The organism is Chitinophaga sp., from assembly GCF_039596455.1.
GTDB lineage: Bacteria > Bacteroidota > Bacteroidia > Chitinophagales > Chitinophagaceae > Chitinophaga.
Genome location: NZ_JBCNJR010000004.1, coordinates 106,665 through 122,177 on the forward strand (window position 1 = coordinate 106,665; position 15,513 = coordinate 122,177).

Sequence of the window (15,513 nt, forward strand, 5' to 3'; positions counted from 1 at the left end):
ACATATTAAATGTACGGCGGGCAACTGATATTGCCAAATTTTGCGAGGATTCTTATCTTGCCTCCTGTCTTATCCCGTGCCCACATGCAGAGAGCGCTTTTATTAACCTGCCTGTTGCTGCTGCGCCTCGCTGCCGCGGCGCAGGCACCCGTGTTCGAGGTGTTTGAAGATACCAGCCGTCATATGCAGGCCGGGGCAGTGCATGCTGCTTACCAGGCCGGCCAGTTCAAACCGCTCTCTTCCGCTTATCTCAATCCCGGCTTTACAAAATCCATTTTCTGGGTGGCCCTTACGCAGCCGCCACAAACAGGGGAATGGTACCTGGTGGCAGATAATGCACATATTAACCACCTGGAGTTCTACGCGGTAACAGACAGCATCCGGCTGCTGCATGTTACGGGAGATTTCCATCCCTTTTTCCAGCGCCCGCTGGTTTACAATACGTTTGCCTTTCCGCTGGCGCCCCGCGCGCCGTTATACTTGCTGAAAACAGACAAGCACCATGAATCCCTGCAGGCCCCCCTTTTGCTCCGCACCCGCGAAGCGCTGCAGCGGCAGCAGGTAACAGAAACGCTGGTGAACGGCATTTTTACGGGCGTCATTGTGCTCATTATCCTCTTCGGTATTTTTCTTTATCTCACCACGCGTGATGCCGTGTACGGCTGGTACGCGCTGTCCGTTGCTGCTGCGCTGATGTGGATATGGAGCAACAAGGGCCTGGGCTTCCATTACCTCTGGCCTGATTCCGTCTTTTTTGCCAGCCGTTCCCGCCCGCTGTTTGTAGTACTCAACCTGACCTTCTCGCTGCAGTTCCTCACTGCCTACCTGGGCATAAAAAGGACCTGGCCCATCAGGGTTGCCCAGGCCGTCTGGCTGCTTTTTGCGGTGCTCATTCTCTGGCCGGTGCCTTATACCAACTTTGTACATTTAAGCATGCCCATCCAGCAGGCATTGCCCATTTTCTCCCTGCTGGTAGTGTGCTTTATGGGCTGGCTGCTGGTGAAGGAAGTGCGGCAAAAAAACAGCGCGGCGCTTATTTACATGCTGGCCACGCTGGTATTCATCATTTTTGTGGTGCTGGAAAACCTGTATCACCTGGGCCGGGTACAGCTGCCGGAATTTGTAGCTCACTATGGCATGTTCCTGGGCGTTGTGCTGGAAATGATCATTATCACCTTTGGCCTGGCCGCCCGCTTCAACAGCTACCGTAAAGAAAAAGAAACGGCGCTGCTGCAGCTGGCACGGCAGCAGAAAGAACTGACAGACACCATTGTAACGGTAGAAGAAAAAGAAAGAAAAGCGCTGGCAGACCGCCTGCATGATGAAATTGGCGCCATGCTGTCTCTCACCTCCCTGCAAGTGAACGCCGGCAATACGGCGCAGGCGGGCCTGCTGCTGAAAGACATCAGCAGCACCGTCCGCAACATCAGCCATCAGCTGACGCCGGTGGCCATGGAGAAATACGGGCTGCGGCACGCTATTGAGGACATGGTGCAGCTGGCCAATGGCTCCGGCAAAATTCACATAGAGCTGGTCATTATCGGCTTTTCGAAAGAGAAGGAGTTTCCGCCCAACTTTTTGCATACCCTGTACCGCATTGTGCAGGAGCTGCTGCAGAACATCCTGAAACACGCCGGCGCGGGCAACGTGCTGCTGCAGCTGGTAGAGCTGGAAGACAGCTGCACCCTGCTGGCGGAAGACAACGGCAAGGGCATGCACCTGCCGCCTGAAGGAGCGGGCTTCCTGCGCAGCATCAGCGCCAAGGTAGCATACCTGGAAGGCGCCATGAACATAGACAGCTCGCCGGGCAACGGCATGCTGGTGAATATTGAACTACCATTACCTGTAAAACCGAATACCTGATATGCTTATCCGCTTACTGATCGCTGATGACCACCAGCTGCTGACAGACGGCCTCATGGCCGTATTGCAGCAGAACCCGGCCTGGGAAATACTGGAACCCGTGAACAACGGCCGCGCCCTGCTGGCCCGGCTGGCGGAAACACGGGTAGACATGGTGTTGCTGGACCTCAACATGCCGCAGATAGACGGCATCCGGGCCCTCGGCATCATGAAAAAAGAATTCCCTCATCTGAAAATACTGGTGCTTACCAATTACAACCAGCCGCAGCTGCTGGCGGAAGTGAAGAAACTGGGCGCAGACGGGTATATGCTGAAAAATGCATCCTCCGCTGCATTGCGGGCGGCCATTCAGCAGATCCTTGACGGGCAGCCCTGCTTCGAAGAGCTGACGCCTTCCTCCGCGCCGCTACCAGCCTATTTCCTTGACGAGTTCATGAAAAAGTACCACCTTACGCGGCGGGAAGTGGAGATCATCAAAATGGTAGGCAGCGAACTGACCAGTAAAGAGATCGGCAACCAGCTGTCTATTTCGGAGCTGACGGTGAACACGCACCGCAAAAATATTCTACGCAAGCTGGAGGTGAAGAACACGGCGGGTTTGCTGAACTTTGCGAAGCAGCACGGCATATTGTGAATTACAAGCGCTTCATGGCTTCCAGGCAGGTGCGGCTGTGATGAAAAGGGCTTTTCCAGAGCCCTATCTTTTCTTCGTCCATCAGGGTATTGTCTTTGCGTACGCCCCAGAACCATTCTCCGCCTTTTTTATCTTGCAGGTAGCTGCATACAAACTGCCAGCAGTCCTGCGCATGCTGCAGCCAGGCCGGGTTGTTGCTCAGCTGCCAGGCATTGATGAAAGCAATGATGCCCTCCGCCTGCGGCCACCACAGTTTTTCCGTTACAAGTTGTTTCTGCTCAGGCGTAAACTCGTGCCAGAGGCCGCCGTCTGCATCCTGCCCTTCCCTGCCGGCCTCGGCCATCAGCAAGGCCAGCGAGCGCAGTTTCCCGAGCATGGCTTCATCTCCTGTAGCCTGCGCGGCAAAAGGCAGCAGCCAGCTGGCCGCCATGTCGTAACCATAGGAAATATGCGTGCTTTTCAGGCTCCAGTCGTTCTCGAAGAACAATTGAAGATGGGCCGTTTTTTTGTCGATGATCTTGTCGTGGAATACTGTCAGCAGATCGTGGATGTGCGTTTTGAGGCCCTCATCAGGCCATATGGAATAGAGGTTCACATAGGCTTCCAGCAGCTGCAGGTGCGTGCCGGCAGACTTCTTCTCATTGGCATCACGGGTGAACATGCGCAGGTCTTTGATGTCTTTCCAGTCGCGGCTGAAGGCCTGCACATAGCCGCCGTTCACGCAATCGTAACTGTAAAGCTGCACCAGGCTGTAGAGGCCAATAGCCCTGTCTAGCGCCACCTTGTGCTGCGTGATCTTGTAATATTCGGCAAAGGCGTCTATGACGCGGGCAATAGCGTATACCTGTTTTTTGGTTTCAACGGGATTGCCGGTGTAGTCTACGCTCCACACTACGCCGCCGTACTCTTTGTCCAGGAAATATTCTACCATGTAGGAAAAAGCGCGGTGGGCGGCCTGCAGGTAGGGCTCATGCCGGGTGGCGCTGTAGCCGGCGGAGAAGGCCCGCAAAATACCGGCGTTCAGCACTGCTCCTTTAATAGCGAAGGGATCAGGAGTGTTGTTGTTGAAGAGCTTTCCGTAAAAGCCCCCAAACTTTTCATCAATACTGTACCGCAGCCAGAAATCGAGTATGGCGTTGAGTTCCGCCTGCAGTTCCTGCTTCAGTTTTTCCTGCATGATTGTTTGGTTTTCCGGGAATAACATCCCGCCTAGTTCATTTGTCCTCTCCAGACCTCCTGTACGCCGGCGCCTTCATTTTGCCCACCCAGTATCCAGATCACCCGGTTGCTGGTAAAGGCGTCAAAGTACGCCCGCCTGGGAAAGTCTGCCGGCAGCGCGCGGGAGTCATCGGGATCAGTGATCTGCGCCCAGTTCAGCCCATCATCTGCAGATACCCAGAGGTCGTTGTACGTGGCGCCGTTGTCTGCGCCGCCAATGAGCAGCAGCTGTGTCTTGTTGACCAGTACTTTATGTCCGTTGCGCGCCGGTGGCGGAGTTTGGGCCGCTACTTTCGTCCACGTAACACCGTCTGCCGTATTCCATACATCGTTGAGGTATTGCTGGTTGTTATCAAGGCCGCCGGTGAGCCATATCTTGTCTTTATACACAAATACGGCGGGGTTGGAACGCGCTGGGAAGCTGGCGGCAGCGGTTACTTTCGTCCATGTAACACCGTCTGCAGTATTCCACACATCGTTCAGCGCCGTACCGTTCAGTGCCGGGTTGCCGCCGGCAGGAAAGAGGTTGCCCCCTATCACCCAAAGTTTGTCCTGGAACACTACCGTATTAAGGCGTTCCCTGGGGCTCCAGCGAGTGGCGGGGTCTGCCGCTTCAGACAGCGCCCAGCTGGTACCGTCTTCAGAGCTCCATATCTTGTTGATCACGGCATCTTTGGTTAGGCCGCCCAGCAGCCAGAGTTTGTCCCGGAAGGTGGCCATACGGCCGTGTGCGGCCAGGGGGAGGGAGTCTTTTTTATTATCTGCCGCTCTTACCCGCAACCAGGTTGTACCGTTATTGGTATAATATACGCCGAACCTGGCGGGCGTGGTGTTCACGGCGGGACTGAAAGCCGCGGTGTAAATGGCGGTGCCGAACACGGTGGCGGAAGCGTTCTGATAGAGGCCAAAACCAGGGCCCGTCATTTTCTGCCAGGCTACGGCTTTGGGGTCAAGCGTTTTAATAATGCTGACGGTGTAGGTTTCCATTGTTTTCCCGTCTTCCGCAACCACGGTATACGTAACTGGCTTGCGGAAATCATTCACAGTCACTTCACTGACCTGCACGGAATCCCCGATTTTCAGCACCGCGCCGGGCGTGAGTGCAAACCTGGCCTTCAACGCGCGAAGATCAGTGGTGTAATGTACACTGTCTGGCCTGTTGTAAATGGTATTTGCAAGCTGATTGACCACAAAAGGCACATCCAGCTGAGGAATATCAAACTCCAGGATGCCCGCCATTTTACTGGTCCTTTCCTCCTTTGCGCAGGAGGAGGTGATAAACAAACCGATCAAAAGAATACAGATAACGTTGATGTTCTTCCGGTGCATAATAGTTCTATCTTTCGTTTCCGCGTGGGAATGGCCGCGGGAGGCCCGTGCCTCCGGCAATAAAGATAGATCATTTTCCGGAGCGGTCAGTGAATATTCGCCCTGAGCCGCGTAACCGCCATTTTACGGTCAGATTCCAGTTCCTTTATAAACGGCAGATCATCCTGTAAATACAGGCGGGTACTAAGTTCCAGGTAATTGTCCAGCTGAAAGAACATGGCCGCGCGGTTGCCGCCCAGCAGCTTGATCATGCGGCGGTAAAAGCGGGTTTGCAGGGCCACAAATTCCTTGTCGTTCCGGATGATGTTTTTGGTGAGGGAGTTCATCATCGGTTCATCCAGCGAGGTATATTTTTCGTTATACACTTTCAGCAGGGCAATCCTTTCCTGGATGTACGGGTCTTTTTCCGCCTCATACTGGCTGAGGGCTTCCAGGAACAGGGCCCGTTCCCCGCGCGCTACTTTAAGGTAATTGCAGAAAAGATCTTCCCGGCTTCTGCCGAAGAGGTTCAGCACAATATCGCTATCAGGGGAAACAGTGGCGGTAGTGTCTTGTGCGGAAACGGGCATGCAGGTAACAATGGCTGCCAGCAAACATAACAGTTTAACATGTCTCATAACATCAGTTTTATGCGTACGCACGCAGTGAAGTGATATAAAAAGCGGGTGCTGTTGTTATGTTTAAGGTGCTGCTGCTTTAACTATCGACAGAATTTGCCGGGGTCAGTACTATGGATAACGCGGCGTTTGTGAAATTTGTTGTGCGGCCACCGGAAATTCAGCATGATTATTGGGCGAGCAAAGATGAACAATGCTTACCGGGAATGACATGGGCCATCGGCGAAAATAAAGACTGGGATGACCTGGAGCGGCGCTTTGACTGGGTGAACGCAATGCAGCACGTACCGCAGGACAAGATACATCATGCGGAAGGTAACGTGGCCATCCATACGAAAATGGTGCTGGAGGCGCTGACGCAGGACGAAGCCTGGCGGCGGCTGCCTGAGCAGGACAAAGAGACCCTCTGGGCCGCTGCCCTGCTGCACGACGTGGAGAAGGCCAGCACTACCGTACATGAGCCTGACGGCCGCATCAGCTCCAAAGGCCACTCCCGCAAAGGCGCGCAAACGGCAGGCCGCATCCTCTACCGCGATATACCGGCCCCATTTGCTGTCAGGGAACAGGTCTGCGGCCTGGTACGCCACCACAGCCTGCCCCTTTGGCTGCATGACAAGCGTGATGCGCTACGGGTGCTGGCGCGGGTCAGCCTGGAAGTGAACACCGCCTGGCTGGCCATGCTGGCGCGGGCGGACGTGCGCGGCCGCATTGCCGCAGATGTGAACGGCCTGTTGCAACGCGTGCAATACTTTGAAACGTTTTGCCGGGAGCACGGCTGCTGGGGGCGCCCCTACCCCTTTGCCACCGGCAATGCCATGCTGCAGTTCCTGGGCGCCCGCGGGCGGCTGGAGCCGCCCCAGACCGAAGTGGTGCTGATGAGCGGCCTGCCCGGCGCCGGCAAAGATGCCTTTATCAAAAAACATTATGACCTGCCCGTTATAGCGCCCGAAAGCCGGCGCGGCCTGGAAGCCGCCAAGGCACAGGCCCGCAGCTGCCTCCGCCGGCAGCAGCCTTTTGTATGGAACGCCCCCAACATTACCCGGCAGGTACGCAGCCAGCTGCTGCACCTGTTCTTCGGCTATGGGGCCTATGTAAAAGTCGTGTACGTGGAAGCCCCTTATCAGCTGGCGGCCGCACGCAGCAACCGGCCGGAAGCGGCGCTGCAAAAGCAGGTAAACCAGCTGGAAGTGCCCGCCCGCTGGGAAGCGCAGGAGGTATTGTATATAACGGAAAGCCCGGAACATTAGACATTTCCCATAAAAAGCCGCGTTTCCGTGGCTTTTGTTCATAAATACCCGGAAATACTGTTGCAATATTCAACTCTACCCGGCTCATAGCGGGTTTGGGCGGGCATTTCAGCCATTTCAGCAGTATTGGTTTATTCCCTAAATTTGCCGTTGATTTAAACGAGACCAACATGCGGAAAGGATTTATTATCAGTGGAATTATCGGCATCATCGGCAGTTTTTTACTGGGCTATTATGCAAGCCCCTGGTGGTATGTGTTACTGGCGGTAGTGCTGACCCTGTTTGTAATGGGTATTAATGACATGATGCAGACGCGCCACTCCATTATGCGCACCTACCCGGTTTTCGGGCGTATGCGTTACTGGATGGAAGCCCTGCGGCCCAAGATGTACCAGTATTTTGTGGAGTCTGACATAGACGGCCGGCCCATTAACCGGATAGACCGGTCTACCATCTACCAGCGCGCCAAACAGGAAATGGACACCATGCCCTTCGGCACCCAGCTGGATGTATATGAAGAAGGATATGAATGGATGAGCCATTCCATTTCCCCGAAAGATTTTCACAAACTGGACCATAACCCGCGCGTAACCATCGGCAACAAGGATTGCAAACAACCTTATTCCGCCAGCATTTTCAACGTATCTGCCATGAGCTTCGGCTCCCTGAGCAGCAACGCCATTGAAGCGCTGAACGCGGGCGCAAAGATCGGCAACTTTGCACACAATACAGGAGAGGGCGGCATCAGCCCCTATCACCTCAAACATAACGGGGACATCATCTGGCAGATAGGCACGGGCTACTTCGGCTGCCGCGACGACGACGGTAATTTTTCACCGGAGCTGTTCACGCAGACCTCCTCCGCCCCGCAAATCAAAATGATAGAGCTGAAGCTGTCACAAGGCGCCAAACCCGGCCACGGCGGTATATTGCCGGCCAAAAAGAACACGCCGGAAATTGCGGCCATCCGCCATGTGAAGCCCAATACCACCATTTATTCGCCACCCTACCACAGCGCCTTTAACACGCCCCGTGAACTGATACAGCTCCTGCAGCAGATGCGTGAGCTTTCCGGCGGCAAGCCGGTTGGCTTCAAGCTGTGCATTGGCCGCAAAAGCGAGTTCATAGGCATTTGCAAGGCCATGATAGACCTTGACGTGTACCCTGACTTCATTACCGTAGACGGTGGCGAAGGCGGCACCGGCGCCGCGCCGCAGGAGTTTTCCAACCATGTGGGCGCCCCGCTGCTTGACGGGCTGGCCTTTGTCCACAACATGCTGGTGGGCTTCAACATCCGCCATCATATCAAGATCATTGCATCCGGCAAGATACTCTCCGGCTTTCACCTGCTGCGCGCCATAGCGCTGGGAGCAGACGCCTGCAACAGCGCCCGCGCCATGATGATGGCCCTGGGTTGCATACAGGCCCTGCAGTGCAACTCCAACAAATGCCCTACCGGCGTTGCCACGCAAGACCCCGCCCTGGCCGTTGGCCTGGTGGTGCAAGACAAAAAGCAGCGTGTGGCCAACTACCACGAAGACACCGTGAAAACCTTTGTGGAGCTGATGGGCGCCGCGGGTATAGATGACTATAAAAAGCTCACCCGCTCCCATATTTACCGCCGCGTATTTATGAACGAGGTGAGAACACTGGAAGACATCTTCCCCAGCCTGGAACCCAGCTGCATGCTGGTAAACAAAATCCCCGAAAGGTATAAGCAGGATTATGAAATGGCCCATGCAGACCGGTGGTACTAACACCGTAGCATGCATGATGGTACGATACACGGCTGCCCGTAAAACGGCAGCCTTTTTTTATTTCCGGTACTCGCCCCATAGTACAACACCCTCACATCCGGCCGCTTGGAATTTTCGTAATTATATAATATATTCATTATGATAATATGACATGACCGTATGAAAGCGAACGAGCGATTTAACTGGGCGGTGGAAATGCTGCATATACACCCTGACGATCACATCCTGGAAATAGGGTGCGGGCACGGCATTGCGGTTTCTCTTATTGCCCCTGAGCTGAAAAGCGGGTCTATTACCGCCATAGACATCTCCAGGGTGATGATAAACAAGGCCATGAAACGCAATGAGACCAATGATGCCGCTTTTATTGCCGGCACGCTGGAAGAGGCCGGGTTGCCGGAACGGCAGTTTGACAAGGTATTTGCCTTTAACGTGAACGTCTTTCACAAAGGCCCCGGCAAGGAGTTGCCGCTGATACGCCGCTGCCTGGCCCCAAACGGGGCGCTGTACGTTTTTCATCAGCCACCGCCCACAGATAACATGAAAGTGGCCCAGGGCTTTGCGGACGCCATTGCCACACAGCTGGAGAAACACCATTTTGTGGTCAAAGACATCCTGCTGAAAAAACTGAGCCCCAGCCCCTGCGTATGCGTTATTTCACAACCCTCCGCGCAGTAACGCTTCATTTATCTACCTTTGTACCCTTTAGTACAAGCTGTAGCGCATGAAATTTGAACAATACCGGATTGCAGAGGAAATCAAAAGAAGCCTGGAAGACCTTGGGTTTAAACGCCCTACTGACATTCAATACAAGGCCATTCCTTCCATTCTGAAAGGAGATGACGTGCTGGCCATTGCCCAGACAGGTACCGGTAAAACCGCGGCCTTTGCCATTCCCGTATTGCAGCTGATGCACCAGCAAAGCCGCTCCCGCTCCAAAGGCGCGGTAAAATGCCTTGTGATGGTGCCCACACGGGAGCTGGCCATCCAGATATCTGACGTGTTCAAACAGCTGGGCAAACATACCCGGGTAGACATCATGGGCCTGTTTGGCGGCGTGGAACAGGAAGCCCAGATCAAAAAGCTGGAAAAAGGCGTAGACGTGCTGATTGCCACCCCCGGCCGCATGTTTGACCTCATCAGCCAGGGACACCTGGACCTCAGCTATGTACAGACCCTCATACTGGACGAAGCCGACCATATGCTGGACCTGGGCTTCATCCGAGACATCCGGGATGTGATCAAACGCCTGCCCCGCCATCATCAAACCCTCTTTTTTTCCGCCACCATAGACGAAGAGATCAAAGACCTGGCGTATTCCATCGTCCGCAACCCCATCCGCATACAGATCTCCCCGGAAGACCCCGTTTCCAGAAATGTAAGCCATTCCGTAGCCTACGTGGAAATGGATGACAAGCGTTTCTTCCTGGAACGGCTGGTAAGAGAGTTCCCGGACAATAAAATACTGGTGTTTGTACGGACCAAGGTAAGGGCGGAACGGGTAGCAGCAGCCATGGAAAGGGTGAATATCAAAACGCTTATTATGCACGGCGGCAAGGAACAGCAAGACCGGCTGGCCGTCATGGCGGAATTCAGGAAAGGGGACGTAAAAGTGCTCATCACCACAGACGTGAACGCCCGCGGCATAGACATCCCCCATGTAGACTACGTGGTGAACTATGACCTGCCTGAAGACCCGGAAAACTACGTGCACCGTGTGGGCCGCACCGGCCGCGGGGTACAGAAAGGGCAGGCCGTATCATTCTGCAGTGCGGAAGAAAAGCCCATCCTTGACGAGATACAAAAATACCTGGGCAAGCCCATACAGGTAATGAAGATCAATAAAGACGACTACCGGGAAACCATCAGCTTCTCCGAAGAAGTGCCCAACGAAAACTGGCAGCTGCTCATAGACCAGCACGAAGCTGCCATGAAAGCCGCCAAGCGGAAAAAGAAAAAGAAATAATTTTTGCTATTTTTAGGCAAAGCCTTGTTGCCATTTTATGATAAGACCATCTGTACTCCTGCTGCTGCTCTTCCTCTCGTCTGCCTGCATGAAGGCCCAGGAATGGAAACCCCTGTTCAACGGTAAAGACCTGAACGACTGGTATGTAAAGATTCACCGCCACCCGGTGGGAGATAACTTTGGCAACACTTTCCGTGCGGAAGACGGTATGATCAAGGTGCGGTATGACCAGTACGGGGACTTCAATGAACAATACGGGCATCTCTACTACAAACAGCCGTTCTCTTCCTACCACCTGAAGCTGGAGTACCGGTTCACGGGAGAATGGGAAAAAACTGCGCCTTCCTACACCATCCTCAACAGCGGGGTGATGTACCACTCGCAAGACCCGCGTACCATGCCCGCGGAGCAAGACTGGCCTATTTCCGTAGAAATGCAGTTCCTGGCCGGCCTGGGAGACGGCCAGCCCCGCCCCACCGGCAACATGTGCTCCCCGGGCACCCATATTGTGTACAAAGGCAAGCTGGATACCCGTCATTGCATCAATTCCAGCTCAAAAACCTATGGCAAGGACGAATGGGTGAAAGCGGAGCTTATTGTATACGGAGACTCCCTGATCACCCATGTTATTAACGGCGATACAGTACTCCAATATTCCAAACCGCAGATAGGCGGCCCGGTAGTGAACAACTTTGACCCGAAGCAGAAGCCGGACGGGAAGGTGCTTTCATCCGGTTTTATTGCCCTGCAAAGCGAAGGGCAACCCATTGATTTCAGGAATATCATGATCAAAGAGCTGTAAAAGCGCCCCCGTTTACCCCATACCTCCACTTTTTTTTCGTTTGCGGAAAACCTGCTGACACACCGTTGTCATGCTGTGCTGTTAGTTTTACCATATCATTTAAACCTGATCATATGCAAACAGTAACACCCTTCAAAATTGACGTTCCCCAACAAGTGCTGGAAGACCTGCAACAGCGCCTGCAACACACCCGCTGGGCAGATGCCCCCGAAAATGCCGGCTGGAACTACGGCACCAATCCTGATTATTTGAAAGAGCTGGTACAGTACTGGATAACGGCGTACGACTGGCGGAAACATGAAACCGCGCTCAACCAGTTCCCTCATTTCAAGGCAGACATAGAGGGCATCAACATCCATTTCCTCCACATTAAAGGGAAAGGCAAAACCCCCAAACCCCTGCTGCTGGTACATGGCTGGCCAGACAGTTTTTACCGGTATTACAAAGTGATTCCCATGCTCATGGAATATGACCTGGTGATCCCCTCCATCCCCGGTTTCGGCTTTTCAGACCATGTAGCCTGTGATCATGACCGCACGGCCGGTATCTTTTCCAAACTGATGACGGAAGTACTGGGCTACGGCAGCTATTACGTTGCCGGCGGAGACCTGGGCACAGGCATCACCAAATCCATGGCCAACCTCTATCCCAACGCAGTTAAAGCCATTCATCTTACAGACGTAGGGTACGGCACCGGCCAGGAAGACTGGTCTCAAATGTCCGCACCCGAACAGGAGTTCGGCAAGTTCCTGCAGCAGTGGTGGTATACGGAAGGGGCATACAACATGATGCATTCCACCAAACCGCAAACCGTAGCCTTCGGCCTGAATGATTCACCCGTGGGCCTCGCCTCCTGGATACTGGAAAAATTCAATGCCTGGACGGATAACGGCGGTAACATTGAGAGCGCCGTTACCAAAGACGAGCTGATCACGAATATCATGATCTACTGGGTAACGGAAACCATCAACACCAGCATGCGCACCTACCTTGAAAACACCCGCGCCGTGTACAGCGGGTCAGGCATGCCGGCGTCTTACCAACGCGTTACAGTGCCTACCGGCGTGGCCAGCTTCCCCGGTGAAGCGCCCATACCCCGTGAGTGGGCGGAGCGCTGGGTGAATGTGCAACGTTTTACCAAAATGCCCAAAGGCGGGCACTTTGCCGCGCTGGAGGTACCGGAGGCCTGGGTAGGGGAATTGAATGCGTTTTTTGAGACGGTGTGAGGAATTTGGTATATACTGAACAGGGGCCGCGTTTGCAGCCCCTGTTCAGTATATACCTGTATGGCAAAAAATAGCCTACACCCTTACATGTAAAAACAAATTTACGCCTTCCGCTTCACTGCCCACGTGTATAGCGCTGCGTTCCGCACCCGCCTGTAGAGCCATGTCTGTCAGGGCGGCTGTGGAGCGGTGATGCAGGTACCACTCGCCCATCAATTCCATAAAATTCTGCGTAGGGTTCTGATCGCTGAAGTTGCCGATGATCACTTCACCGCCGGGTTTTGTCCAGGCCATGAAGCGGCGGAGCAGCTTGATGAAAATGTCATCGTCAAAATAATCGAACAGGCCGGCGCTCCATACAATGTCATGCTGCATGGTGGTGTGGTAACGGAAGATGTTCTGGTGCACAAATTCCACCTGCGCAGCATGTGCTTCGTTCAGTTCCCGGGCGTAGTTAATGGCATGCTGGTCTGCTTCCACGCAAACAGTGCGCAGGCGCTGCGGCTCTATGTCTGCATATACTTCAGCCAGGTCCCTGGCGGGGCCGCTGGCCACGTTCAGCAGCTGCAGGCACGGCTGTTTTCTGAGCGCTTGTGTAATAGTACGGATGAAATAATCTTTCCGGTTACGCACCGCCTTGCAGGCCGGCTGGCCATGCCAGAAGCTGTCCCACTTCTCGAAACGCGCGTCTGCCGACACGTGTTCCCGGTAAATTTTGTCGATGATGAGAAAGTCTCCCGCATACCCGAAGGGTTTGGCCCTTACGTGGCCCAGTATGGTACTGTCCATCGTATGGCCGCCAAAGCCGTGTTGCAGCGCATCCAGCTCTTCAGCAGAAATATTGCCGGCTTTAAACTCTGCGGAAATGGTTTCAAATACGCGGTTTAGCGTTTCGTACTGGGGCGCTTCAGGGCCGCCGTTTTTAATGATCTGCTGCAGGTAAGCCAGGGGCTCATTACTTAGTTTCATGCTGGGGTCAGGTTTTTAAGATGAATGATTTGCGTTAACAGGCGTAAAGTTGGGAACGATGGGAAAATGTACGCTGCCTCAGTTAACGGGAACCATAAATCGGTTAACGGATGGTACATCAGTTATAAGGAACGTTGGTGCTGGGACTGGCGGGAGAGGCAGGCACGCGGTACTTTGTTATAAAGCCTCCGGTTGAAATAACCGTCGGTAAGACTATCATCAACGGCGCGCAGAGCGGACTTGCTACCGGTTTGTTATTACAGTCTCCGGTTGAAAGCCGGGCAGCATGATTTCATTAACCCAAACGCCGCATACATTAACTCCCGCTTTTCCGCTACCGGTGCCTTGCTAATTTCGTTTCATCAAAACCCCAACAAAAATGAAACACATCGGTATCATTGGCGCCGGCCTCAGCGGCCTGGCCACGGCAAAGGCCTTCTTGCAGCAAGGTTACAGCGTTACCATTATTGAAAAAGCAAAGGCCATCGGCGGCGTTTGGGAAAGCAGCCGCTCCTACCTGGGCGTAGCCACCCAAACCACCCGGGATGAATATGCCTTTTCAGATTTCCCTATGCCCGCCTCCTACCCCCAGTGGCCCAGCGGCGCCCAGGTGCAGCAGTACCTGGAGAATTATGCAGACCACTTTGGCGTTACCCGTCACATCCGCTTCCGTACTACCGTTACCCACCTGGAATACCGGAACGGAGAATGGCAGATGGAAGTGTATGATGAAGCGCATGACCGTACCGAAAGCCTGCACTTTCACTTTGTAGCCGTTTGCACCGGCACCTTTCACAAGCCCCACATGCCTGCTTTCAAAGGCATGGAAACCTTCACCGGGCGCATCCTGCACTCCAGCCAGGTAAATGACCCGGCCATACTACAGCAACCCCGCGTGGCGGTGATAGGCTTTGCCAAATCAGCTACAGACATTGCCACCCTGGCCGCCGGCCTCTCCAGGGAGTGCCACCTGCTGTACCGCAAGGCACAGTGGAAAGTGCCCCGTTTCTTCGGCAACCTCATCAACATGCGGTACCTGTTATTTTCCCGCTTTTCCGAAGCATTCTTTGACGCTCCTTATAAAACCGGCTTCCAGAAATTCCTCCACACCGCCGGCCGCCCCATGGTATGGGCGCAGTGGCGCGGGCTGGAGCTGCTGCTGAAAAAACAGTTCAAGCTGAAGGCCTGCGGCATGGTACCCAAACATCGTATAGAAGACCAGATCAGCTGCAGCCTGGGCGTAGCACCGGAAGGGTTTTACGAAAAAGTACGCAGCGGCGCCATCAAAGCGCAGCAAACCGAAATAGAGCTGATAGACGGGCCCAATGTATACCTTACTAACGGCCAGGTGCTGCAGCCGGATGTGATTGTTTTCGGCACCGGCTTCACCCAGAGCCTGCCTTTCCTGGAGAGCGCATACCGTGAAGTACTGACCGGGCGGGACGGCGGCTACCGCCTCTTCCGCAACATCATTCACCCGCAAATACCGCAACTGGGTTTCATCGGCTTCAACTCCAGCCTGTTTACCACCCTCACCTCGGAAATAGCCGCAAACTGGTTTGTGCGTTATGTAGAAGGTACGCTTCGCCTGCCCGCACAGGCAGCCATGCAGCAAGACATACAATACATGGCGGAATGGCGGCGCAGCGGAAGGCCTGTTTCCAGTGAGTTCAGCGGTACCTGCGTGGCGCCTTTCAACTTCATGCACCTCGACCAGCTGATGCGGGATATGGGCCTGCCTGTCACCGCTACCAAATGGTGGCCGTATGAATTTTTCAAGCCTATTAACCCGAAAGATTATCGTATTTTGCTCCGGAGAGCGATCCCGAAAGCGTCGGTAACCCCTGCACCTGTTTACCGGACGGCAGATATCACCCGATAACAT

The 15,513-nt window shown here is 54.2% G+C and carries 13 protein-coding genes; 9 read left to right on the forward strand and 4 right to left on the reverse strand.

Annotation, left to right across the window (positions count from 1 at the left end):
- Positions 1-84: 84 nt before the first annotated feature.
- Positions 85-1,863 carry a 7TM diverse intracellular signaling domain-containing protein gene (locus ABDW36_RS15290; RefSeq protein ID WP_343702789.1) on the forward strand — a complete coding sequence of 593 codons (1,779 nt, stop codon included), beginning with the start codon at positions 85-87 and terminating at the stop codon, positions 1,861-1,863.
- A gap of 1 nt (position 1,864) precedes the next feature.
- Entirely contained in the window at positions 1,865-2,497 is a 633-nt protein-coding gene (locus ABDW36_RS15295) for a response regulator transcription factor (protein WP_343702790.1), read from the forward strand.
- A gap of 1 nt (position 2,498) precedes the next feature.
- Here the strand turns inward: ABDW36_RS15295 and ABDW36_RS15300 are convergent, their stop codons facing one another.
- From ABDW36_RS15300 to ABDW36_RS15310, 3 genes are all read right to left on the reverse strand, one after another.
- Positions 2,499-3,674, reverse strand: a complete 1,176-nt coding sequence (locus tag ABDW36_RS15300) for an AGE family epimerase/isomerase (protein ID WP_343702791.1) — start codon at positions 3,672-3,674, stop codon at positions 2,499-2,501.
- 32 nt (positions 3,675-3,706) lie between these two features.
- Positions 3,707-5,008, reverse strand: a complete 1,302-nt coding sequence (locus ABDW36_RS15305) for a DUF6242 domain-containing protein (protein ID WP_343702792.1) — start codon at positions 5,006-5,008, stop codon at positions 3,707-3,709.
- Between the two features lie 122 nt (positions 5,009-5,130).
- On the reverse strand, positions 5,131-5,661 hold the full coding sequence (locus ABDW36_RS15310) for a hypothetical protein (RefSeq protein ID WP_343702793.1): 531 nt from the start codon (positions 5,659-5,661) through the stop codon (positions 5,131-5,133).
- A gap of 206 nt (positions 5,662-5,867) precedes the next feature.
- On the opposite strand from ABDW36_RS15310, the gene ABDW36_RS15315 reads away from it, so the two are divergent.
- From ABDW36_RS15315 to ABDW36_RS15340, 6 genes are all read left to right on the forward strand, one after another.
- Positions 5,868-6,908 (forward strand): AAA family ATPase, encoded by a 1,041-nt coding sequence (locus ABDW36_RS15315; protein WP_343702794.1) that lies wholly within the window; start codon positions 5,868-5,870, stop codon positions 6,906-6,908.
- A gap of 170 nt (positions 6,909-7,078) precedes the next feature.
- Positions 7,079-8,665, forward strand: coding sequence for an FMN-binding glutamate synthase family protein (locus ABDW36_RS15320; protein ID WP_343702795.1), 1,587 nt, complete (start codon positions 7,079-7,081; stop codon positions 8,663-8,665).
- Between the two features lie 159 nt (positions 8,666-8,824).
- Positions 8,825-9,343 carry a class I SAM-dependent methyltransferase gene (locus tag ABDW36_RS15325; RefSeq protein WP_343702796.1) on the forward strand — a complete coding sequence of 173 codons (519 nt, stop codon included), beginning with the start codon at positions 8,825-8,827 and terminating at the stop codon, positions 9,341-9,343.
- A 46-nt stretch (positions 9,344-9,389) separates the two neighbouring features.
- A complete protein-coding gene (locus ABDW36_RS15330; protein ID WP_343702797.1) occupies positions 9,390-10,631 on the forward strand; it encodes a DEAD/DEAH box helicase in 1,242 nt (413 codons plus the stop codon).
- Positions 10,632-10,668: 37 nt separating this feature from the next.
- Positions 10,669-11,433, forward strand: coding sequence for a DUF1080 domain-containing protein (locus tag ABDW36_RS15335; RefSeq protein ID WP_343702798.1), 765 nt, complete (start codon positions 10,669-10,671; stop codon positions 11,431-11,433).
- 113 nt (positions 11,434-11,546) lie between these two features.
- A complete protein-coding gene (locus tag ABDW36_RS15340) occupies positions 11,547-12,659 on the forward strand; it encodes an epoxide hydrolase family protein (protein WP_343702799.1) in 1,113 nt (370 codons plus the stop codon).
- 75 nt (positions 12,660-12,734) lie between these two features.
- Here ABDW36_RS15340 and ABDW36_RS15345 read toward each other — a convergent pair whose 3' ends face one another.
- Entirely contained in the window at positions 12,735-13,628 is an 894-nt protein-coding gene (locus ABDW36_RS15345; protein ID WP_343702800.1) for a class I SAM-dependent methyltransferase, read from the reverse strand.
- Positions 13,629-14,007: 379 nt separating this feature from the next.
- Between ABDW36_RS15345 and ABDW36_RS15350 the strand changes: the two genes are divergently transcribed.
- Entirely contained in the window at positions 14,008-15,510 is a 1,503-nt protein-coding gene (locus ABDW36_RS15350) for an NAD(P)-binding domain-containing protein (protein WP_343702801.1), read from the forward strand.
- Positions 15,511-15,513 lie beyond the last annotated feature (3 nt).